The sequence below is a fragment of the Geothrix oryzae genome, assembly GCF_030295385.1.
Lineage (GTDB): Bacteria > Acidobacteriota > Holophagae > Holophagales > Holophagaceae > Geothrix > Geothrix oryzae.
This window is the reverse complement of record NZ_AP027079.1, coordinates 1,690,757-1,711,650: the sequence shown is the minus strand read 5'-3', so window position 1 is coordinate 1,711,650 and position 20,894 is coordinate 1,690,757. Positions and strand designations below refer to the sequence as shown.

At 68.4% G+C, this 20,894-nt stretch carries 18 protein-coding genes; 9 read left to right on the top strand and 9 right to left on the bottom strand.

Going from position 1 to position 20,894, the window contains the following annotated elements:
* Window positions 1-25: 25 nt before the first annotated feature.
* On the bottom strand, window positions 26-1,396 hold the full coding sequence (locus QUD34_RS07845) for a tryptophanase (protein ID WP_286353135.1): 1,371 nt from the start codon (window positions 1,394-1,396) through the stop codon (window positions 26-28).
* A 110-nt stretch (window positions 1,397-1,506) separates the two neighbouring features.
* Between QUD34_RS07845 and QUD34_RS07840 the strand changes: the two genes are divergently transcribed.
* From QUD34_RS07840 to QUD34_RS07820, 5 genes are all read left to right on the top strand, one after another.
* Window positions 1,507-2,304 (top strand): type III pantothenate kinase, encoded by a 798-nt coding sequence (locus QUD34_RS07840; RefSeq protein WP_286353134.1) that lies wholly within the window; start codon window positions 1,507-1,509, stop codon window positions 2,302-2,304.
* Between the two features lie 4 nt (window positions 2,305-2,308).
* A complete protein-coding gene (locus QUD34_RS07835; RefSeq protein ID WP_286353133.1) occupies window positions 2,309-2,980 on the top strand; it encodes a biotin--[acetyl-CoA-carboxylase] ligase in 672 nt (223 codons plus the stop codon).
* A 172-nt stretch (window positions 2,981-3,152) separates the two neighbouring features.
* Window positions 3,153-5,441: a nitric-oxide reductase large subunit gene (locus QUD34_RS07830; RefSeq protein ID WP_286353132.1), complete on the top strand. Its 2,289-nt coding sequence runs from the start codon at window positions 3,153-3,155 to the stop codon at window positions 5,439-5,441.
* Window positions 5,442-5,464: 23 nt separating this feature from the next.
* Window positions 5,465-5,773, top strand: coding sequence for a cupin domain-containing protein (locus tag QUD34_RS07825; RefSeq protein ID WP_286353131.1), 309 nt, complete (start codon window positions 5,465-5,467; stop codon window positions 5,771-5,773).
* Window positions 5,774-5,778: 5 nt separating this feature from the next.
* Window positions 5,779-7,074 (top strand): NAD(P)/FAD-dependent oxidoreductase, encoded by a 1,296-nt coding sequence (locus QUD34_RS07820; protein WP_286353130.1) that lies wholly within the window; start codon window positions 5,779-5,781, stop codon window positions 7,072-7,074.
* Window positions 7,075-7,088: 14 nt separating this feature from the next.
* Here the strand turns inward: QUD34_RS07820 and QUD34_RS07815 are convergent, their stop codons facing one another.
* Complete coding sequence (locus QUD34_RS07815; RefSeq protein ID WP_286353129.1) at window positions 7,089-8,291, bottom strand: LeuA family protein; 1,203 nt, start codon at window positions 8,289-8,291, stop codon at window positions 7,089-7,091.
* Window positions 8,292-8,298: 7 nt separating this feature from the next.
* On the bottom strand, window positions 8,299-9,795 hold the full coding sequence (locus QUD34_RS07810) for a Ppx/GppA phosphatase family protein (protein WP_286353128.1): 1,497 nt from the start codon (window positions 9,793-9,795) through the stop codon (window positions 8,299-8,301).
* Between the two features lie 152 nt (window positions 9,796-9,947).
* Between QUD34_RS07810 and QUD34_RS07805 the strand changes: the two genes are divergently transcribed.
* The 3 genes from QUD34_RS07805 to QUD34_RS07795 all read left to right on the top strand — a co-directional run bounded on the left by QUD34_RS07805 (window position 9,948) and on the right by QUD34_RS07795 (window position 13,596).
* The gene (locus QUD34_RS07805) at window positions 9,948-11,111 is read left to right on the top strand and encodes a hypothetical protein (RefSeq protein ID WP_286353127.1); all 1,164 of its coding nucleotides are present in this window, start codon (window positions 9,948-9,950) and stop codon (window positions 11,109-11,111) included.
* 59 nt (window positions 11,112-11,170) lie between these two features.
* Entirely contained in the window at window positions 11,171-12,280 is a 1,110-nt protein-coding gene (locus QUD34_RS07800; protein ID WP_286353126.1) for a tetratricopeptide repeat protein, read from the top strand.
* A gap of 104 nt (window positions 12,281-12,384) precedes the next feature.
* Window positions 12,385-13,596 carry an SCP2 sterol-binding domain-containing protein gene (locus tag QUD34_RS07795; protein WP_286353125.1) on the top strand — a complete coding sequence of 404 codons (1,212 nt, stop codon included), beginning with the start codon at window positions 12,385-12,387 and terminating at the stop codon, window positions 13,594-13,596.
* Window positions 13,597-13,866: 270 nt separating this feature from the next.
* On the opposite strand, the gene QUD34_RS07790 is transcribed toward QUD34_RS07795, so the two are convergent.
* From QUD34_RS07790 to QUD34_RS07770, 5 genes are all read right to left on the bottom strand, one after another.
* Window positions 13,867-14,625: a LytR/AlgR family response regulator transcription factor gene (locus QUD34_RS07790; protein ID WP_286353124.1), complete on the bottom strand. Its 759-nt coding sequence runs from the start codon at window positions 14,623-14,625 to the stop codon at window positions 13,867-13,869.
* Entirely contained in the window at window positions 14,622-15,686 is a 1,065-nt protein-coding gene (locus tag QUD34_RS07785) for a sensor histidine kinase (RefSeq protein ID WP_286353123.1), read from the bottom strand. Before QUD34_RS07785 ends, QUD34_RS07790 begins: the two co-directional genes overlap by 4 nt.
* A complete protein-coding gene (locus tag QUD34_RS07780; protein ID WP_286353122.1) occupies window positions 15,686-16,396 on the bottom strand; it encodes a LiaF transmembrane domain-containing protein in 711 nt (236 codons plus the stop codon). Before QUD34_RS07780 ends, QUD34_RS07785 begins: the two co-directional genes overlap by 1 nt.
* Window positions 16,393-16,821 carry a LiaI-LiaF-like domain-containing protein gene (locus tag QUD34_RS07775; RefSeq protein WP_286353121.1) on the bottom strand — a complete coding sequence of 143 codons (429 nt, stop codon included), beginning with the start codon at window positions 16,819-16,821 and terminating at the stop codon, window positions 16,393-16,395. Before QUD34_RS07775 ends, QUD34_RS07780 begins: the two co-directional genes overlap by 4 nt.
* 197 nt (window positions 16,822-17,018) lie before the next feature.
* A complete protein-coding gene (locus tag QUD34_RS07770; RefSeq protein ID WP_286353120.1) occupies window positions 17,019-17,627 on the bottom strand; it encodes a YigZ family protein in 609 nt (202 codons plus the stop codon).
* A gap of 107 nt (window positions 17,628-17,734) precedes the next feature.
* Here QUD34_RS07770 and QUD34_RS07765 point away from each other — a divergent pair, with 107 nt between their 5' ends.
* A complete protein-coding gene (locus QUD34_RS07765) occupies window positions 17,735-19,642 on the top strand; it encodes a formate--tetrahydrofolate ligase (protein ID WP_286353119.1) in 1,908 nt (635 codons plus the stop codon).
* Window positions 19,643-19,711: 69 nt separating this feature from the next.
* Here QUD34_RS07765 and QUD34_RS07760 read toward each other — a convergent pair whose 3' ends face one another.
* On the bottom strand, window positions 19,712-20,770 hold the full coding sequence (locus QUD34_RS07760) for a S41 family peptidase (protein ID WP_286353118.1): 1,059 nt from the start codon (window positions 20,768-20,770) through the stop codon (window positions 19,712-19,714).
* Window positions 20,771-20,894 lie beyond the last annotated feature (124 nt).

The window sequence follows — 20,894 nt, the reverse complement described above, 5'->3', positions numbered from 1 at the left end:
CGCCCGCGGGGGGATGCGCCGAAGGTCAGACCCAGGCCATCTCGGCGGTGAAGTGGCGCAGGTACTTGCTCTGCTTCACGATCTTCACGCCGCGGATCTCCCTGGCCTTGGCCTTCACATCGGCGATCACCTCGGCGGCGAAGTCGAAGTGGCTCTGGGTGTACATGCGGCGGGGGAAGGCCAGCCTCACCAGCTCCATGCTGTGGTAGGTCTCGGTGCCGTCCTCGAGCCGCTTGCCGAACATGACGGAGCCGATCTCCACGCCCCGGATGCCGCCTTCGAGATAGAGGGCGTTGCAGAGGGCCCAGGCCGGGTAGTGCTCCACGGGCATGTCCGGCAGCACGGTCTTGGCGTCGATGTAGACCGCGTGGCCGCCGGTGGGCTTCACGAAACCGACCCCCGCGGCCTCCAGCTTTTCGCCCAGGTATTCGGCCGTGCGGAGGCGGTAGCGCAGGTAGGACTCGTCCATGCCCTCCTCGAGGCCCACGGCCAGAGCCTCCAGGTCGCGCCCGGCCAGGCCGCCGTAGGTGGGGAACCCCTCGGTGAGGATGAGCATGTTGCGGACGGGATCCAGCCATTCGTCGCTGCGCAGCATGATGAAGCCTCCGATGTTCACCATGCCGTCCTTCTTGGCGCTCATGGTGCAGCCGTCGGCGTAGCTGAACATCTCCTGGCAGATGGCCTTGATGGGCGTGTTCTCGTAGCCCGGCTCGCGGAGCTTGATGAACATGGCGTTTTCCGCGAAGCGGCAGACATCCATGATGAGCGGCTTGCCGTACTTCTTGAGGAGCTGGGCGTAGGCGCGAATGTTGGCCATGGAGACGGGCTGGCCGCCGCCGGTGTTGTTGGTCACGGTGAGCATGCCGAAGGGCACGCGGTGACCGTCCTTCTTCAGCACTTCCTCGACGCGGGCCAGGTCGATGTTGCCCTTGAAGGGGTGGATGAGGCTGGGCTGGAGCCCTTCGACGATCACGAGGTCCAGGGCCTCGACCCCGTTGAACTCCAGGTTGGCGCGGGTGGTGTCGAAGTGGCAGTTGTTGGGCACCAGGTCTCCCTGCTTGCAGACGGAGCTGAACAGCACCTTCTCGGCGGCCCGGCCCTGGTGGGTGGGAATGAAGTGGGCCATGCCGGTGATGCCCTGCAGCACGGCCTCCAGCCGGAAGAAGCTCCGGGCGCCGGCGTAGCTCTCGTCGCCGACCATGATGGCGCCCCACTGGGCCGAGCTCATGGCGCCGGTGCCGGAATCCGTCAGCCAATCGAGCAGCACATCCTCCGCCCTCAGCTTGAACACATTCAGCTTCGCGGCCTCCAGCATCTGCAGGCGCTCCTGCGGAGTGGTCATGCGGATGGGCTCGACGGACTTGATGCGGAAGGGTTCGATCATCGTGCGGGGCATGGAGGCTCCAGAGACGGAACCCCCAGAGTACCGGAGGTGACCGGGATGGACATCACAAGGGGCTGGCGGCCCGGCGCGCGTCAGGCGATCCTGGATGGCTCGGAGTGCGCATGAGTCTTCTGTTGGCCGTCGATGTGGGCAACACCAATGTGGTGCTGGGAATCTACGATCTGTCAAAAGGACCGGATTCGCCCCTGGTCTGTTCCTGGCGACTGGCCACCAGCCGCGAGCGCACGGCGGACGAGTACGGCGTCTCCGCGCTGGCCCTGATGCGCCACCAGGGCATCGAGGCCGGCCAGATCAAGCATGTGGCCATCTCCTGCGTGGTCCCGCCGCTCCATCCCATCCTCATGAGCCTGGCGAAGAACTACTTCGGCGTGGACGCCTTCTACATCGAGCCCGGCGTGAAGACCGGCGTGAAGGTGCTCATCGACAACCCGGCCGAGTTGGGGGCCGACCGCCTGGTGAACGCCGTGGCGGGCATCGAGAAGTACGGAGCCCCGCTCATCGTGGTGGATTTCGGCACCGCCACTACCTTCGATGTCATCAATGCGAAGAAGGAATACCTGGGTGGGCTGATCTGCCCGGGCCTGAAGATCAGCGCGGATGCCCTGTTCCAGCGGGCCAGCCGCCTGCCACGCGTGGAGATCGCCGAGCCGGAGCGCCTGGTGGGCCGCAACACTGTCCAGGCCATGCAGTCCGGCATCTTCTACGGGTATGTGGGCATGGTCGACGGCATTCTGGACCGCCTGCTCGACGAATGCCCGGAGGCCAAGATCGCCGCGACGGGCGGGCTGGGGCATGTGATCGCACCCCACACCAAGCACATCCGCCAGATCGCGCCGGATCTCACCCTGGACGGCCTGCGCATCCTCTGGTTCCGCAACCAGGGCAGCGGTCGGAAATAGCCGGATGGAGCTGCCGCTGATCCGGCTGGCCGTGGTGGACTCCACCCAGGCCTTCCTGCGGCGGAATCCCCACCTGGGCTCTTGCGTCGTGCTGGCGGACCAGCAGAGCCAGGGGCGGGGGCGCCAGGGCAACCGCTGGGAAAGCGCCGCCGGGGCCGGGCTCTGGATGTCGGCGGCCCTGCCTTCCCCGGCCGGCGTGACCCCGGGCGTGGTGCTCCAGCGCGCCATGAGCGCCGCGGCCCGGGTGCTGGACCCCGGGGGCCGCACCCTGGGCTTGAAGTGGCCCAACGACCTGGTGGCCTGGCGGGATGGCCGCCTCGTCAAGGTGGGAGGCATCCTGGGCGAACAGGCCGGAGGGCGCCTCATCCTGGGGCTCGGCGTGAACCTGACGGCGGCCCCGGACCTGCCTGGCCGCGCCATTCCCCCGGCGAGCCTGAGGGATCTCGGGTTGGAAACGCCATCGAGTGCGGAGCTTGCGATTTGCATCACCATTTTTTGGAAGAATTTGAAGCAAGAATTTCAACCTCTTTTCCGATGGCCGGCCCCCGGCGCCGCGATGCGCTGGGAGGAGGGGCAGGGCACCTGCCTGGGCTGGGAGCCCGATGGCCGGCTGAAGGTGGCCACGGCCGACGGCATCCGGCGGCTCAGCGCAGGAGAGGTTTCGGGGCTCGGGTAGGCCCCCGGGGGAGTGCCGGTCCCATCTTGCTGGAGAAACTTCAGCAAGATGCCCCGGCGTGCCGCCCTTGATGGAAATAGAGACTTGAACTCAAAACACACCTTGAGCATTGATGCTGAAGGGAGCACTGTTTGATTGTTTTTTAAAACTCTCAAGCAGAAAGGGATACGCCATGAGCAGTGCCGTCACGGACACGACTCCCCTCTCTCCGCGCTGGCGCCAGGCGGTCATCCTCGTGATGATCTTCGGCTTCAGCCTGCTGATCTGGATCACGGCCAAGACCTACACCGGTGCGCCGCCCATCCCGGCCCGGGTGATCGGAACCTCGGGGCAGGTGCTCTTCACGGGAGAGGAGATCAAGGATGGCCAGGAGGTCTTCCTGAAGTACGGCCTCATGGAGCACGGCACCCTTTGGGGGCACGGGGCCTACCTGGGACCCGACTACACCGCCGAGTATCTGCATCGCCTGGCTGAGATCGGGCGGGACACCCTGGCCCGGGCGCAGTACGGCAGAGCCTTCCAGGATCTGAGCGAGGGCCAGGCCCTCGAGATCGGGGCCCTGCTGAAGAGCCAGATCAAGCAGAACCGCTACGACCCAGGAACGGACGCCCTCCAGTTCACCGAGGTCGAGGCGGCCTCCTACCGCCTCCAGGTGGAGGAATGGCGGACCTACTTCTCCGGCAGCAAGGCCGCGGTGGGTCTGCCCGCGAAGTTCATCCAGGACGAACGGGAGCTGACCCACCTCACGGCCTACTTCGCATGGGCCACCTGGGCCACCGTGGCGCCCCGCCCGGGGAAGGACTACTCCTACACGAACAACTGGCCCTACGAGCCCCTCGTGGGCAATGGCCCCACGGCCTCGACCTACTTGTGGAGCGCCCTGAGCCTCATCACCCTGCTGGGGGGCCTCGGCCTGATCCTCTTCATCTTCGGGAAGTTCAACTACCTGGGCTGGGGCGGCGCGGCAGGCTGGAAGCACGCGGAGGAGGGCCGGCTCCACGCCTGGACCCTCACCCCCAGCCAGAAGGCCGTGGCCCTCTTCTTCGCCGTGGTGGCGGTGCTCTTCCTGGGCCAGGCGGCCCTGGGCGGCGTGCTGGCCCACTATCGCGTGGAGCCGGATGGGTTCTACGGGTTCGACCTGGCGCGCATCCTCCCCTACAACCTGGCCCGGACCTGGCACCTGCAGCTGGCGATCTTCTGGATCGCCACGGCCTGGGTGGGCGGCGGCCTCTTCCTGGCGCCTCTGGTGGGCGGTTCGGAACCCAAGGGGCAGAGGGCCGGCGTGCTGGTCCTGCTGGGTGCCCTGGCCATCGTGGTCTTCGGCAGCTTGTTCGGCGAGTTCGCGGGCATCAACGGCTATCTGGGCAGCCTGTGGTTCTGGCTGGGCCATCAGGGCAGCGAATACCTCGACCTGGGCCGCTTCTGGCAGCTGCTGCTGGCTGTCGGGCTCATCTTCTGGCTCTTCCTCATGTTCCGGGCCCTGCGTCCGGCCATGAAGGGCGGTGAGCAGGGCGAGCTCCCCTCGCTCTTCTTCTATGCCGCCATCGCCATCCCGCTGTTCTATGTCCCCGCCCTGTTCTATGGGCCGCGCACGAACTTCGCCGTCATCGACAACTGGCGTTTCTGGATCATCCACCTCTGGGTGGAAGGCTTCTTCGAGCTTTTCGCCACGGTGCTGGTGGCCGTGATGTTCTACCAGCTGGGCCTCGTCACGGCGAAATCCGCCACTCGGCTGGTCTACCTCGACGCCATCCTCTACCTGGCCGGCGGCATCATGGGCATCGGCCACCACTGGTACTTCACGGGGCAGGGGACCCTGAACATGGGTCTCGCGGCCAGTTTCTCCGCCCTGGAGGTGGTGCCGCTCACGCTGCTGACGCTGGACGCCTGGGATTTCATCCGCCTGCAGGACCGGAACTGCGATGACTGCGGTCGGCCCCTGGCGGCGAAACAGCGCTGGGCCATCAAGTTCCTCATCGCCGTGGGCGTCTGGAACTTCGTGGGGGCGGGCGTCTTCGGGTTCCTCATCAACCTGCCCATTGTCTCCTACTTCGAGGTGGGCACGACGCTGACGGCCAACCATGGGCACGCGGCGATGTTCGGCGTCTTCGGCATGCTGGCCCTGGCCGTCCTGGTGTTCTGCCTGCGGGAGCTCAAGAACGACCGGGCCTGGGACGGGGCGGAGAAGTTCATCCGCACGGGCTTCTGGGGGCTCAACATCGGCCTGGGGCTGATGATGGTCCTGGATCTGTTCCCCGGCGGCGTGATCCAGCTCTGGGATGTGCTCTCCAACGGCTACTGGCACGCCCGGCGCCTCACCTTCCTCATGGGGGGCACCTTCCATGCGCTGGAGTGGGTGCGCATCGTGGCCGACATGGTGTTCCTCCTCGCCGGGGCCCTGCCCATCGCCTACGGCACCCTGAAGCTGGTGTTCACCCCTGAACCGAAGGACGCGGTCTGAACCGCGCCATCCAGGAGATCGTCATGACCATCACGAACCTGCAGGAAGCCCTTCCGATGCCCGAGTCCCAGCGGGCCAATCTGCCGCTCATCGATGTGGAGCACGGCACCAAGGTGATCCTCGTGGCCTTGCCGAAGGGCGTCAAGATCGCGCCGCACAAGGCGCCCTATGTGGCCAGCGCCCAGCTCCTGACCGGGAGCATCGAAGTGCTCAAAGGCGAGACCTGGATCCCCATGGCTCCCGGGGACCGGGTGGTCTTCGACAAGGACCAGCCCCACGCCTTGACCGGCATCGAGTCATCCTATGTCCTCGTGACCCACCTGCGGGGCTAGGAACGGTGGCAGAGCCAGGTCCCGTCCATTCCGCAGCCCTTCCCACGGTCCTCCCCACCGTCCTCATCGTCGGCGGCGGGTTCGGGGGGCTGCGGGCGGCCCGGGCTCTGGCCGGTGCGCCCGTGCGGGTCGTTCTGGTGGACCGGCAGAACCACCATCTGTTCCAGCCGCTGCTGTACCAGGTGGCCTCGGCCACGCTCTCTCCCGCCGATATCGCCGCACCCATCCGCCATGTCCTCCGCACCCAGGGGAACGCCGAGGTGGTGCTGGCGGAGGTCGCGTCCGTGGACCTGGAAGCCCGGCAGGTCCAGCTGCGGGAAGGCGCGCCCCTGGCCTACGACTTCCTGATCCTGGCCGCGGGCTCTCGCAGCTCTTACTTCGGCCGCGATGCCTGGGCCGAGCTGGCCCCGGGCCTCAAGACCCTGGACGATGCCCTGGAGATGCGGCGGCGCTTCCTGCTGACCTTCGAGCGGGCCGAGCAGGAGGAGGATCCGGAGATCCGCCGGGAGTGGCTGACTTTCGTCATCGTGGGCGGGGGCCCGACCGGCGTGGAACTCGCAGGAACCCTGAAGGAGATGGCCAGGCTGTCCCTGCCGCGGGAATTCCGGCGCATCCGCACGGATCGCGCCCGGGTGATCCTGGTGGAGGCGGGCCCCTGCATCCTGGCGAATTTTGGCTCCGGGCTGTCCGAGAAGGCGGTGCAGGGACTGGAGCGCATCGGCGTCGAAGTCCGGCTCGGACAGCCCATCACGGCCATCGATGCGCGGGCCGTCGAGCTGGGCGGGGAGCGCATTCCGACCCGGACGGTGTTGTGGGCGGCTGGCGTCTCAGCCGTGCCGCTGGGCGCAGGCCTCGGCGCGCCCCTGGATCGTCTCGGGCGGGTGGTCGTGGAGCCGGACCTCAGCCTCGCCGGCCACCCGGAGGTCTTCGTGGTGGGCGACCTGGCCGCCTTCGCGCATGGGCCCGAAGGCCCCCTGCCGGGCGTGGCCCCGGTCGCCATCCAGCAGGGCGCGGCGGCGGCGGCGAACCTCCTGGCGACCCTGGCGGGTCGGCCGCGGCGGGTCTTCCGCTACCGGGACAAGGGCAGCATGGCGACCCTGGGCCGGGGCAAGGCCGTGGCGCACATCGGCCGCCTGAGTTTCACCGGCTACCCGGCCTGGCTGGCCTGGCTCTTCATCCACCTGATGCTGCTGGTGGACTTCCGAAGCCGGGTGTTCGTCTTCTTCGAGTGGCTGTGGGCCTACCTGACGACCCAGCCCCGGGCCCGGCTCATCCTCGGGAAGCGGGACCTCCGTTCCTAGAACATCGCCCGGACCTAAAGCACTGACCGGATCTCCGCCTCCTTGAGAATCCGGGGGCTGTTCTTGGCGGCCTGGAGGATGCGGTCCACCCGCTCGGGGCTGGGGTCGTAGCCGTTCATCTCGAGCCAGTAGACGACATTGCTGTGGCCGGCCAGGGGGCCGATCTCGATCTCCTGGCGGCGTCCCACCAGGGCCGCGGGAACGCCGGAATAGACCGCATCGGCCAGCTCCACATCGCCGCGGTGGAGGGCCTTCACGATGGCCGCGGCATGGACGCCGGTGCCCGTGCGGAAGGCATCCCGCCCCAGCACCGGGTAGTTGGCGGGGATCTCCACATCGCAGAGCTCGGCCACGCGCTCGGCCAGGGCGGGCAGGCCCGACAGGTCGCCCTTGGGGAAGCCCATGAGATGCAGGTTGATCATGAGCTGATCCAGGGCCACATTGCCGCAGCGCTCGCCAATGCCCAGGATGCTGCCGTGGAGGCGGTCCGCCCCGGCCTCGAAGGCCGCGATGGCGTTCGCCACGCCCAGGCCCCGATCATTGTGGCCGTGCCAGTCGATGCGGACGGCGCGGCCGTCGATGACCTTCTCCCGGATGAAGCGGATCAGGCGCCGCACGCCATCCGGCGTGGCGTGGCCGCAGGTATCCGACAGGCAGATGGCATGGGCCCCTTCGTCCAGGGCCGCTCCATAGATGGCTTCCAGCACCTCCGGGCGGGCCCGGGTGCTGTCCTCGGTCACCATCATCACGGGCACCTCATGCCGGCAGCAGAAGGCCACGGCCTTGCGGGTGGCATCCACCAGGAAGGCCAGGTCCCAGCCTTCCACATCCATGCGGATGGGGCTCGACCCCAGGAAGGCCCCGGCCTCCAACGGGATGCCCGCGCGCTGCTGGATCTCGGCCACCTGGGCCAGGTCCCCTTCCAGCGTGCGCACAGCCACATTGGGCGAGATGGGCAGGCGGTGGTCGCGGATCTCCACCATGAGCGCCCGCACGGCGGCCATCGCCTTCGGGCCGGCTCCGGGCATGCCGAGGTCCACGGCGTCCACACCCAGGCGGGCCAGGCGGTGGATGAGGTCCCGCTTGGCTGCGATGTCCGGGTCGCGTACTGAGGGGCTCTGGAGCCCGTCGCGCAAGGTCTCGTCGAGAAGCAGCGGGACCCGGGCGCCTTCCGCCAGAGGGCCGTTCCAGTCGTTGATCAGCTCGTCGAGGGTCATCTCCCTCCTAGCCTAAGGTGACTTCAATCCTGCGGTCCAGCAGGGTTCCCAGGAGCGTCCCCTTCTCGAGAAAGGCCTCCATCTCCGCTTCCACCTCTCCCTGGGCCTCCAGGCGCACCAGGAGGGCCCCCTCGTCGATGGCGACGGAGAGGTTCCGGACGGCCTGGCGCCGCCGCCGGTCCAGGGCATCGGCCGCCCGGAGGATGGCGGCCAGCTTCCTCACCACCTGGCGATGCCAGGGTGCCAGGGCGCGAAAGGCCTCGTGCTTGGCGTGATGGGGGGGCTTGCCCCGGTGGAAGCGCACCACCTGGGCCAGCAGGTCCACCTCGTCGGGCCAGAAGCCGGGCAGGGTGGCGTTGCGCACCAGGTACTCGCCGTGCTTGTGGTGGCCCTTCTCGGAGATGGAAAATCCGATGTCATGCACCCGGGCCGCGAAGGCGAGCCACTGGCGCTCCGTATCCCCCAGCTCGAAGTGGGGCTGCAGAGCCAGGAAGAGCTGATCGGCCAGACGCGCCACCTGGCGGCTGTGCCCGGGATCGGGATCGAGGCGGGAGGCCAGCTGCTCGATGGAGGCGCGACGCCGATCCGCGAGCGGCGGGATGGCGGCCCCTCCGTGCTTGAGGGCCTCCCAGATCATGCCTTCCCGCAGGCCCACGGGGAGGTGGCGCAGGGGCGGGGCCCCCAGCCACTCCAGGAGCGACAGGGCCCAAATGGCCCCCACATGGAGGACCTCGGCCCGCTTGGGATCCACACCCAGCCGCTCGATGCGCTGGGCCGCGTCGGACCGCCACAGCCTCAAGGCAAGGGCCCGGAGCTGCGGAACAGTGAACGCCCGGCCGTCGCCCGCGCCCCTGGCCAGGTCCTCCAGGGTGCCCGAGGTGCCGAGGGCCAGCGCGGGTTCCGGCAGTTCCGAGGGCAGGTCCTTGCGGGCCTTCTTGAGGATGCGCCGGATCATCCGCCGCAGGCGCTTGAGGTCGCCGGCCGTGGGCGGGTCGGCCGTCTGGGCCGCATCCGCCAGCCGCTGGAGGCCCCAAGGCAGGGAGATGCTCGCGGCCACGCGTCCCCCCTGCACCCAGGTCATCTCGGTGCTTCCGCCGCCGATGTCGATCAGGGCCACGGGTTCCTGGGGGAAGGGGATGGCGTGGGAGACGGCCTGGTGGATGAGCCGGGCCTCCTCCTCGCCCGAGATCACCTGAATGGGGATGCCCAGAGCCTCGGCCTCCAGGACGAAGGCCTGGGCATTTCGGGCGTCCCGCAGAGCGGCGGTGCCACAGGCCATGACCGTGTCGCAGCCCAGGTCCCCGATGACTTTCGCCATGTGGGCCAGAGCCTCCAGCCCGGCCCGGTAGGCTTCGGGGCCGATCTCACCGGATTTCGCCTCGCCCAGGGCGAGGCGGACCATGGCCTTCTCCCGCGCCAGGACCCGCTGCCCGCCGAGGGGATCGGCCTCCACCACCACCAGGTGGATGGAGTTCGATCCGACATCGACCGCTGCGATCCGCATGGGACGATTGTGGCGGAGGCGACCCCCCTGGCCAGCGGAATCTTGGCGGGTGGCCCGACGGGCGCTTGGACCGGGGCTGGGATCGGGGCTGGGAACGCGGGGGCCGGCGTGGTGCAATGGAGATCCATTCATCCCCAAACAAGGAGCCGCGCATGTTCCACCGCTGGTGCATCGGATTGATCCTCGGGGCGGGCCTGGTGGCCGCTCCGCCCGCGCCCGTCCGCACCCAGGCCTGGGTGCTGGCCCTGGATGGACAGGGCGGGATGGTGGGGGACCTGAAGGCCGGGGACCTCGAGGTGAAGGTGGGCGGCAAGGTGCGTCCGGTCGTCGAGCTGAAGACGCCCGCCCAGACGGCCGACGCGGCCCAGTCGTGGGTGCTTGTGTTCGAGCCCATCCGCGACACGGCCATGCGGGCGATCGCCTTCACGGCCGCCGCGGACTTCCTGACCCGCGTGCCGGAGGGCGACCGGGTGCTGATCATCGCCCGGGGCAAGGACTCCCTGGAATCGCTGATGCCCGGCTTCTCGCTCCGCCGGAGCCTGTGGGCCGAGGCCCTGGCGAAGGTGCCGGACCTGCTCCCGGAAAGCCTGGTGGGCTCCCCGCAGGAGACCCTGCAGGGCTCCGGCTTCAATGCCGCCTATGCGGATGCTTCCGATACCCCTGCCGGGCAGGAGGCCCTGACGGCCCTGCTGAACCGCTTCAGGTCCGGAACCCCGGCATGGGCCAAGGGCACGACCGACCAGCGGGGCGTCAATGTCCTGGATCGCCTGAATTTCAACAACCCCATGCTCGTGGCCGGGATGCTCGCCACCATCAGCCGCGAGATGAAGGCGCTGGAATCCGTGATGGCCCATGTGGCGCCGCTGGCCGGACAGAAGCACATGGTGGTCTTCTCCCGCTGCGAATCCGACGACATGGCCCACCCGAGCGTGAAGCGCGCGGCGACCCAGTCCTTCAAGCGGGAACGGGGTGATGGCGGGGGACCGGCCGAGTCGGCCACCCTGGCCAACCGCGACATGACCATCCTCCAGATGTCGGTCAAGGCGAAGGCGGTGGCTTCGGGCGTCACCCTCTACTCCGTGGCGGGCGCTGGCCAGAACATCCTCGGCGGCATCGGGAACATCACCGCCGCCACCGGAGGGTTCGCCTTCCCGCTGGGCAATGGCCTGGACACGCAGTTCGGGCAGGGCATCCAGGTGTTCGGATCCCGCTACCTCCTCCGCTGGGCCGACGATGGCGCCACCGCCGCTTCGCCCGCGCTGGAGATCACCGTCAAGCGGAAGGGCGTCAAGGTGCTGGCCCAGGCCCAGCTTTAGGCGGTTCATCGGCAGGCGTCGGATGGGGGTTTTCGATGACGGTCTTCCGGGGAGGGAGCGTGCGCAGGTGGGGGCTTGGGTTCGGCGGGTCGCTGCTGATGCTGCTGGGGGCTTGCGCCCGGCCGCAGGTGGACCCTTGGCCGAGGCAGATGAATGCGGCCCTGGCGAGCCGGCTGGAGGGGCGGTCGGAGAGCGCCCGGGCGGACTACCAGGCGGGGTTCCTCAACGGCGCCACCATGCTCCACGAAGCGCAGAAGGCCGGCATCAGACCCTACCAACCCACGCGGTCGCTGCCGGCGCAACCGCTTCGCGGGTGGAGCGCTCCTCCCGCAGGCGTTCAGGCCGGGGTCTTCGACCCTGCCTCTGAGGTGGATCCAGCCACGGGGCTCGTCCTGATCGCCGCCAGCGGAGCCAAGGGATCCCCCTTTGCCGAGGGCCAGGTGGACGGGTTCGGCTGGGCATTGTCCGCCGTGGGCCAGGGTCTGATCCGGCCCGTCCCCGGGATCTCGCTCCCGAGGGAGTGGACTTCCTTCCAGCCGGGGAAAGAGACCCAGCCCCTCGGCCAAGGGGCGAAGACGGTACGGTTCCTGTGGGCGCCGGGCCTGGTGGCCTGGGCCTGCCAGGAACGGGGATTCCCGTGGCGGCGCACCTGGCGGGCCTGGGGCGATGCGGAACCTCCGGCATGGATCGGGCTTTCAGAGCGCGCGCTCTGGGTGGAGACCCGAGGTGGCCGGGCCCTCGCTCTGGATGTGGACACGGGGGAGATCCTCCGCACGCAGCCCGCGGTGCCGCATGAACCGACCCGCTCGCTGGATTGGGAGAGCTACCAGAAGGAAGTCCTCCGGGCCTTCAACGAACCCGAGTTCCAGCGCTCGCTGGCGGCCCTCCGGAAGACGGCGGAGTCGGGGACCGTCCCCGACTGCCTGGCCGTGGCCCGGAAGCTCAGCGGCATGGGGGAAGCGGCCGACCGGGAGGCGTTCACCTGGTTTCTGAAGGCAGCCGAAAAGGGCAGCCCCGAGGCCATGCTTCGCGTGGGGGTTCTGCTCTTCCACGGGCTCTCGGCCCCGATGGACCGGGAAGGGGCGAAGGCCTGGATGACGCGGGCGATCCAGGCGGGAAACCCGGATGCCGCGGCCGTCCTGGAGACGCTCTTCCGGGATCACGAATAGCCTGGCTCTCGGCGGACTCCGGGCATGAAGGAGCTTGACCTCCGGTAACCGTTGCGCGAAGCCGGAACGCCTGGCCATGCTCGTTCCACATTCCGAGGTGGATCATGGCTTTGACGGTGGATGGCATCTTTGCGCTCATGCCCGAACTCTTCCTGCCCGAGAAGGCGCAGGGCCTGACGGTCTCCGTCTACTACCAGGTGACGGGGGAAGGGGGTGGCGACTACACCTGCCTCATTGAGAACGGCGCCTTCTCCCTCAAGCGGGAGCCCAAGCCCGATGCCACCTCCGTGGTGGTCATCGGGGCGGAGGACTGGATCGCCCTCAATGAGGGCAAGCTCGATCCCATGCAGGCCTTCATGACCGGCAAGCTCAAAGGCACCGGCGACCTGGGCCTGCTCCAGAAATTCCCCAAGTTCTTCAAGAAGCCCCAGAAGCAGGGCGGCCCGGTGAAGCCGCTGAAGGAACTGGTGCCCGCGCGCCTGGCCCTGGCGACCGGGGTCAAGGTGACTGTGGGGTCCGAGAGCTGGGGCGAGGGTGCGGAAGTGGCGGGCGACGAGGCCGCCGTCCGTGGTCTGGTCTGCGGCCTTTCCGATCCCGGGCCCGCGCTGCTGGGGGGCCAGATCCGGTTCTCCGGCGACATGGCGCTGCTCCGCAGGGCCTGGAAGACCTGGTCCGCCGAACCGGAGATTAGCTTCCCGGACACGCCGGGCGGCAAGGCCCTGGCCACCCTGAGGAAGCGGTACAAGGGTGGGGCCAGTGGCACCCTGGAAGTGAAGGTGGATGGGGTGCCCTACCGCCTGGACTTCAGCCCCGAAGGACTGGCCGTGCGGCCGGGCGAGGTGGAGGGCGGCGCGGCCCTGGGCATTTCCGATGCCGATTTCGCGGCCCTCAACGCGGGCAAGCTGAACCTGGTGGCGGCCCTGCTGGGCGGCGGCATCACCGTGAAAGGCGACATGAGCCAGGTGGCGGCCTACACCGCCCATTTCGAGGTGGATGTGAACCCGGCCCAGGGGCTCCTGGAATCCATGCCCGAGCGTTTCAATGCGGAAAAGGCCGGCGATCTCGAGGCCGTGGTGGGCTACCAGATCGAGGATATGGCTTACACTCTGTTAATCCGAAACGGGACCTGCATGGTCTTCCCGCGCCTGCTGAAACCCTGTGATACGCTCCTCAAAGCCAAGGCTGACGATTTCATCGCCATGAGTACCGGAACGCTGAATGCCCAGGAGGCTTTCATGACCGGCAAGATCCAGATCGAGGGCGACCCCCTGCTCATGCAGAAAGTGGCGAAGAGCTTCAAGCGGCCGGAGGCCTGAGGAGGCGCAGGTGACCAGGGGGGGCGACCACCACAAGGGCCACGAAGCCCGGAAGCCACTCCCGGCAGGGGATGGCGTGGTACGCTCCACCAAGCTCATCCCCACTCTGGTGAAGCCCGTTGCGGGTCTTCCCGACCCCCAGACTCCGTGCGGCCAAGCCCTGGGCCCAGCCGTGGGTCAGACCATGGACCTGCCCTGTTCAGGGCGGTGCGGGCACTGCGACTGCCATCCCTGCCGGCTGCACGGGCCGATCTGACCCCGCGGCCTCGATCAGACGGCGCCTTCCCACAGCTCCCGCAAGCGCTGGTAGCCCGCCCGGCTCACCGGCAGGCGGGTGCCGTCCCGCAGGATGGCATCACGGTGTTCCTTGGTGTCCTGTTCAACCCGGATAAGGCGGTCGAGATTTAGGATGTAACTACGGTGAATGCGGATGAAACGGCTCGAATCGAGCTGCGATTCCAGGTTGGCCAGGGTCTGCTGCTTGAGCAGGTTCTTGCCCTCCGTGCGCAGCAGGACATAGTCGTCCTGGGCCTGCACCCAATCGAGCCGATCGAGGTGGACCACGGTGACCTTGGGGCCATCCTTCACCACGATGCGCTCCAGGGGCTTCCCCTGGCGGGCGGCGGCGGCGAGCTCGGAGGCGGGCGGCGGCGGCGCGGCCGGCTGGGCCGCTTGCAGGGCCCGGGCCTTGGCCAGGGCCGCATCGAACCGTTCCTTCGAGAAGGGTTTCAGGAGGTAGTCCACGGCGTGGGCCTCGAAGGCCCGGAGGGCGTGCTGGTCGTAGGCGGTCACGAAGACCACGGCGGGCCGCCGGCCCTCGGCCTCCAGGAGCTCCAGCACCTCGAAGCCGTCCAGCTTGGGCATCTGGATGTCCAGGAAGATCAGATCGGGCTGGTGCTGGGCCGCGGCCTTCAGGGCCTCGAAGCCGTTGGCGCACTCCGCCGCGACCTCGACATCCGGGTGGGCCGCCAAGTGCTCGCGCACCACGGCGCGGGCCAGATCCTCGTCGTCGATGATCAGGGCTTTCATGGTTCGGTCTCCAGGGGGAATACCAGGGTCACGCGATGGAGGGCCTCCTGCACGCCGGCCTCGAAGCGGGCGCGGCTGCCGAAGCGGCCCAGCAGCCGCTGGCGGACCTGCCGCAGGCCGATGCCCAGGCCCTGGGGGGTCGGGGCATCTTCATCCATCGGGTTCTCCACGCGCAGGATCACATGGCCTTCGGTGACCTCTGCGCTGAGGGACAGGGTGCCGCCTTCCGGCAGTGCCGCGATGCCGTGCTTGATGGCGTTCTCCACCAGCGGCTGCAGCAGCAGGGTCGGCAGCAGGGCGGGCTCGGCTGCCGGATCCACGGCCCAGGCCAGCTGCAGGCGGCGGCCGAAGCGGATCTGCTCGATGGCGAGGTAGGCCCGCGCCAGATCGAGTTCCTCCCGCAGCGGCACCAGGCGGCGCTCGCCCAGGCCGAGGCTGCGGCGGAGGAAATCCGACAGGAGGACGCACATCTCCCGCGCCCGGGCCGGGTCCACGGCGGTGAGCGCCGACAGCGAGTTCAGGCTGTTGAACAGGAAGTGGGGATTCAGCTGGGCGCGCAGGGCCTTCAGCTCGGATTCCTGGGCCAGCAGCTGCAGCTCGGCGCCCTTCCGTTCGGCCTCGAGGGCCCGGTCCTGGGCCAGCATCAGGTAACTGAGCGCGACCGAGGCGAGGTAGAGCAGGATGCCCAGGCCCGTGAGCACGGGCAGGGCCGTGTTCACACGCTGGGGCAGGGCGCCCAGCCCGGGCACCCACGCCAGCATCCGGGCCAGCATCCAGGCGAGGCCGGCCCACAGGCCGCCCATGAGCACGGCCGCCATGCCCCAGGCCGCCCCGTGCGCGCCGAGCCCCTCGACCGTGCGGCCCAGGGGCAGGGCCCGGCAGAGGAACCAGGCCGACAGGAACAGGAAGGCCGCCAGCAGGCAGAGGGGCAAGGCCAGGGAGCCCGCCTCGGCCCAGGTCCAGCCCTGGCTCCGGGCGATGCCTGTGAGCAACAGCGCGATGGGGGCCCACCCCAGGAGGTAGGCCCCCAACCGGGCCCGGCTGGCCAGGAGCGGGTGCATCAGCTCTTGACCTCGGTGCCGCCGAAGAGGATGAGCCCCGTGACCACCAGGCGGGGACGGCCTTCCACGGGACCGGGGCCATGGTGGGTGTTGTCGTTCAGGGCCCCGGCCACGGCCGTGGCGCGGTTGGCGATCTCCCAGCCATCGGGCACGCGGATCTCGCCGCCCCCGAAGAGCACGAAGACATCGATGCGGGCCTGGCCGTTCTCCAGGGCCGCCTGGCGGAGATCCACCTCATAGCCGCCGAAGATGGCCGTCAGCTCGCCGCCCTTGAAGGCCTGGGTGAGGACGCGCCGCTTGAACCCACCGAAGATGGCCGTGCCCTGGAGGAAGTCCTCGGAGCGGGCCAGCTCGGGCGGCACGCCGCGGTTCTGCTTGAGCGCCTTGACCACGATGAGGATGCCCACGCCCACCACCAGCATGGGTGCCAGGGCCTCGGCCAGGTGACCCCGGGCGAAGGTGAAGAGCAGGAGGAAGGCGCCGCCGAGCACGAGGAACCAGCCGCCCATGCCCCCGCCGCTGCCCTCCTGGCGGATTTTGGCCACGCCCATGGCGACCAGCACCAGGGGCCAGAGCTTGAAGATCGTGTGGGCCTGGATGAGGCCGAGGTTGTCCAGGGTGAGGACGAGGCCCGCCACGATGATGGCCACGCCCACCACCAGCTTGGGGCTGAAGGGGCTGGGGGCCTTGGCGTCGTCGGGGGCAGTCATGGCTTCACCTGTTCGGAGTCGGTTTCAGGATCACAGGAAACGGCGGGGCTTGGCGATGGGGGGGCATCCTTGCCTTTCCGCCCCCGCTTGGGCTGGGGGAAGATGGCCCGCAGGGTGACGATCAGGCCGCCCCAGACCAGGAAGATGGGCCACCAGCGCTCCAGCAGGCCCCAAGGACCGAACTGGGAGATGAAACCCGCGACGGAGAAGCACAGCCAGACATGCCCCCGGAGGCTGAGCGGCCCGTCCTGGACCAGCCGGGCGAGGCCGAGGGCGGCCAGCACCAGCGGCCACCAGGTCAGCAGGTGCCAGGCATCGTACCAGCGGAGGCTGTCCGCCGTGAGGATCAGGCCCAGGGCGATCACCGCCAGGCCGACGACGAGTTTGGTCGAGAAGATCGGGGGGCGCGTGTCCTGGGCGTTCATGAGCGGTGTTCCTTTCTGCCGGATCCAAAGGGGACGACGAAGGCCAGCGTGGGGAGCCACAACGCCAGCCACCACCAGGGGCTGTCGAGGAACCATCCCGCGTGGATCATGCCTTCCTCCCGTGTGACCAAGCTACGGGCGTTCCCTCCCGGAATCGGGCGGGGATCGGCGAATGGCGGGCGGGGACCGGCGAGCGGTCAGACCCAGGCGATCGTCCCGCCCCGGCTGCGTTCCTGCCAGGCGTGATCCAGGGCGGGAACCAGGTCCGGAGGGCATTCAAAGCGCACCACGGCCCCCTCGCCCTCGAAGGTCTGCTCCAGGACGAGGGCGGCGGGGAAGGCGCCCAGCAGGGCGAAGGGAAGGTGGGCCTGGGCGGCGGGCACGCGGATCTCGCCGGTGCGGAGGACGCGGACCTCCTCCCAGCAGCCTGCGGCATCGGCCGCGGCCAGGGCGCCCTGGACGCCCTCGGTGTAGGCGCGCACCAAGCCGCCGGTGCCGAGCTTCGTGCCGCCGTACCAGCGGATGCAGACGGCCAGGAGATCGGTGGCCTCCGCCCCCTCCAGCACCGCCAGCATGGGCCGCCCGGCCGTTCCGGACGGTTCGCCGTCGTCATCGGCGCCGAAGGCCGACACGGGAACGCCCTCGCGCCAGGCGCTGCAGTGGTGGGTGGCGTCGAAGTCGCGCTTCCTGAGGGCCGCCAGCACTGCCGCCCGTCCGGCCGCCTCCCGGGTCGGGTGCAGCTCCGTGAGGAAGACCGAGGCCTTCTCGCGGAAACGGTGACTCACGACTTCGTTCAACCGACGCATGAATCCAGCATGCGTGCGGCTGTGACGGGAATCAACAAAGGGGGAACAATAGCGACCATTCAGTCGTATTTGCTTATAGTTGGGGTGGATCTTTTCGAGGAGACGGCATGGATACCGTCGCGCGGCCCTTCTCACCCACGGTCCTGCAGCGCAGGACCCCGGTACCCTCGGATCTGGACATCGCCCAGGCGGCCACCCTCAAGCCCATCGGGCAGGTGGCGGCGGAGCTGGGATTGCGCGAGGACGAGCTCGAGCTCTATGGCCCCACCAAGGCGAAGGTCCGGCTGGAGGTGCTGGAGCGCCTGCGGGACCGTCCGGATGGCCGTTACATCGATGTCACCGCCATCACGCCCACGCCCCTGGGCGAAGGCAAGACCACCACCACCGTGGGCCTCAGCCAGGCCCTGGGCGCCCATCTGGGCCAGCGCGTGGCCACCTGCATCCGCCAGCCCAGCCAGGGCCCCACCTTCGGCATCAAGGGCGGCGCGGCCGGGGGCGGCTACAGCCAGGTGATCCCCATGGAGGACTTCAACCTCCACCTCACAGGGGACATCCACGCCATCACCGCGGCCCACAACCTCTGCGCGGCCGCCATCGACGCCCGCATCCTGCACGAGGCGGGCGCTTCGGACGAACAGCTGTTCGAGCGGATTTTCCCGAAAGGGAAATCCGGGAGGAAGTTCCCCCGGTCGCTGCAGCTGCGTTGCGCGAAGCTCGGCGTCACGAAGGGGAATCCAGAGGACTTCACGCCCGAGGAGCGGCGCTGCGTCTGCCGCCTGGACCTCGATCCGGCCGCCCTCACCTGGCGCCGCGTCCTGGATACCAGCGACCGCTTCCTCCGCGGCGTCACGGTGGGCCTGGGCGAGGAGGAACAGGGCTTCGCGCGGACGACGGGCTTCGACATCGCCGTGGCCAGCGAGATCATGGCCGTGCTGGCGCTGGCCACCAGCCTCCAGGACATGCGGCACCGTCTGGGGGCCATGGTGGTGGGCCTCAACCGGAAGGGGGAGGCCGTCACGGCCGAGGACCTCGGCGTGGCCGGTGCCATGACCGTGCTGATGAAGGACGCGCTCAAACCCACCCTGATGCAGACGCTCGAAGGCACGCCCGTCTTCGTCCACGCGGGGCCCTTCGCCAACATCGCCCACGGCAACAGCTCCATCCTGGCGGATCGGATCGCCCTCAAGCTGGCCGACTATGTGATCACGGAGTCCGGCTTCGGGGCGGACATGGGCATGGAGAAGTTCTTCGACATCAAGTGCCGCGTGTCGGGCCTGGTGCCGGATGCCGTGGTGCTGGTGGCCACGGTGCGCGCCCTCAAGATGCACGGCGGCGGCCCCAAGGTCGTGGCCGGGAAGCCCCTGGATGCGGTCTATGTGGAGGAGAATCTGGAGCTCCTCCGGCAGGGCCTGCCGAACCTGCTCCACCACATCCGCATCGCCCGGAAGTTCGGCATCCCCGTGGTGGTGGCGGTCAACGGCTTCGCCACGGACAGCCCCGCCGAGCTGGACCTGGTGCGCCGGGCCTCGCTGGAAAGCGGCGCCGAGGATGCCGTGGTCTGCCAGAACTGGGCCCTGGGCGGGGAGGGGGCGCTGGATCTGGCGAAGGCGGTCATGCGCGTCTGCGACCGGCCGTCGAATTTCCGGTTCCTCTACGACCTGGACGAGCCCATCAAGCAGAAGATCGAGACCATCGCCCGCGAGATCTACGGCGCTGACGGCGTGGACTACTCGCCCGAGGCCGAAGCCCGCATCGAGGCCTACACCCGCCTCGGCTACGACCGGCTCCCCATCTGCATGGCCAAGACCCACCTGAGCCTGAGCCATGACCCCACGCTGAAGGGCGCTCCCACCGGCTTCCGCATTCCCGTGCGCGACATCCGGGCCAGCGTCGGGGCGGGCTTCCTCTATCCCCTGCTCGGCAAGATGGCCACCATGCCGGGCCTGCCCACGAGACCCGGGTTCTACGATGTGGACATCGAGCTGGAGACGGGCAGGGTGGTGGGGTTGTTCTGATGCGGCGGAATTCGGCTCTGCCGAATCCATAGATGCGACCTTGTTCCGGGAAGGGCCTTCTCGTTCAATTCATCCGTTCATGAGCAAGGCCAGGTGCTTCTCAAGGGCATCGCGCCAGGTCCCACTGGGGGTGGTTTTCAACAGGTTCTGAAGCGCACGCATGTGGGCAAGGCGCAGCGCATCCGGGGCCTTGGCCGGAATGTCAGGGACCACGCCGGTACCCTCCCAGCTCTGCTGTCGAATGGCCGTGCGGACGATCCCGTTCGGAATGGTCACTTCCAGCCGGGCGTTGAGACGGTGCGTCCGCGCTTGGTTCCCCGCCCCAGGGGTTGTTTCGCCAATAACCTCGGCCCGATGGCGGTCCTGAAGGAGACATGCGAGCCCCTCACCGGCCGACCAGGTGTTTCCAGAAACCAGCACATAGGTCGGTCTTTGCTGATTCCGGTCCGGCAGCGTCGTGGTTACGGTCGTGAATTTGACGACCTTCGCGGGTGGTCTCGGAACCACTTCGAAGAGCGGGAGGCCCTGGGTCTCGTAGAAGTAGCTCGCCAGCAATGCAAGGGTTCCTGATGAGCCGCCGCCGTTGTCGCGCAGGTCGAGGATGAGCGCATCGGTGTGGCGTAGGAGGGCCATGGCGGAGGCGATAGCTTCGCGAGCCTCGTCAGGACGGTAGAAGGCCGTGAACTGGAGGTATCCAACATTCCCCGGAAGGATTTCCATGCGTTGGATACCGAAGTTGATTCTCCGCGCAGCCACCTCGCGTGGTGTGGCATCGGCTGAGGCCACACCGGCAAGGCCGACGGGTGCTTCCACAGCAGGCGTCACCTGGAGGTGCTTGTCCTTCGTCATGGCATAGAGATCCTCTGTCAGGGCGCCAGCCAACGCCTCGATTCCCGCAGCTTTCAGGTAGCGACCTTCGGCAAGCCGCTTCCCCAGGCCTTCCGCAACCTTGGCCGCCACGGATGGATCAAAATACTCGCGACCCAGGGCGTCCTGAAGGGCCGCTAGGGTCGTTCGAATGAACGCGGCATCGACGGCTGCATTAGCGGCCTTGGGTGGCGGCGCAGGTACTTCGGCGAGCAAGCTTGCGGCCAGAAACAGGCTAATGAATGTCGGCGCATGAGCCATGGCGATCCACCCGATCAGAAGCTGGCTCGACCATCATGACCCAGGGGCCAGGCGCCTCAAAGTCCGTTGCTTGGCCATGCAAACGGCCCGCGAATGCGGGCCGTTTACCGTTCTCCGGGACGCC

Excerpts from the sequence above, each read along its gene's own strand:
- QUD34_RS07840 (WP_286353134.1), top strand. The coding sequence starts at position 1,507 with ATGAGTCTTCTGTTGGCCGTCGATGTGGGCAACACCAATGTGGTGCTG.
- QUD34_RS07815 (WP_286353129.1), bottom strand. The coding sequence starts at position 8,291 with ATGACCCTCGACGAGCTGATCAACGACTGGAACGGCCCTCTGGCGGAA.
- QUD34_RS07775 (WP_286353121.1), bottom strand. The coding sequence starts at position 16,821 with ATGAACGCCCAGGACACGCGCCCCCCGATCTTCTCGACCAAACTCGTC.
- QUD34_RS07825 (WP_286353131.1), top strand. The coding sequence starts at position 5,465 with ATGACCATCACGAACCTGCAGGAAGCCCTTCCGATGCCCGAGTCCCAG.
- QUD34_RS07845 (WP_286353135.1), bottom strand. The coding sequence starts at position 1,396 with ATGCCCCGCACGATGATCGAACCCTTCCGCATCAAGTCCGTCGAGCCC.
- QUD34_RS07770 (WP_286353120.1), bottom strand. The coding sequence starts at position 17,627 with ATGCGTCGGTTGAACGAAGTCGTGAGTCACCGTTTCCGCGAGAAGGCC.
- QUD34_RS07760 (WP_286353118.1), bottom strand. The coding sequence starts at position 20,770 with ATGGCTCATGCGCCGACATTCATTAGCCTGTTTCTGGCCGCAAGCTTG.
- QUD34_RS07780 (WP_286353122.1), bottom strand. The coding sequence starts at position 16,396 with ATGACTGCCCCCGACGACGCCAAGGCCCCCAGCCCCTTCAGCCCCAAG.
- QUD34_RS07765 (WP_286353119.1), top strand. The coding sequence starts at position 17,735 with ATGGATACCGTCGCGCGGCCCTTCTCACCCACGGTCCTGCAGCGCAGG.
- QUD34_RS07795 (WP_286353125.1), top strand. The coding sequence starts at position 12,385 with ATGGCTTTGACGGTGGATGGCATCTTTGCGCTCATGCCCGAACTCTTC.
- QUD34_RS07810 (WP_286353128.1), bottom strand. The coding sequence starts at position 9,795 with ATGCGGATCGCAGCGGTCGATGTCGGATCGAACTCCATCCACCTGGTG.
- QUD34_RS07790 (WP_286353124.1), bottom strand. The coding sequence starts at position 14,625 with ATGAAAGCCCTGATCATCGACGACGAGGATCTGGCCCGCGCCGTGGTG.
- QUD34_RS07835 (WP_286353133.1), top strand. The coding sequence starts at position 2,309 with ATGGAGCTGCCGCTGATCCGGCTGGCCGTGGTGGACTCCACCCAGGCC.
- QUD34_RS07830 (WP_286353132.1), top strand. The coding sequence starts at position 3,153 with ATGAGCAGTGCCGTCACGGACACGACTCCCCTCTCTCCGCGCTGGCGC.
- QUD34_RS07805 (WP_286353127.1), top strand. The coding sequence starts at position 9,948 with ATGTTCCACCGCTGGTGCATCGGATTGATCCTCGGGGCGGGCCTGGTG.
- QUD34_RS07785 (WP_286353123.1), bottom strand. The coding sequence starts at position 15,686 with ATGCACCCGCTCCTGGCCAGCCGGGCCCGGTTGGGGGCCTACCTCCTG.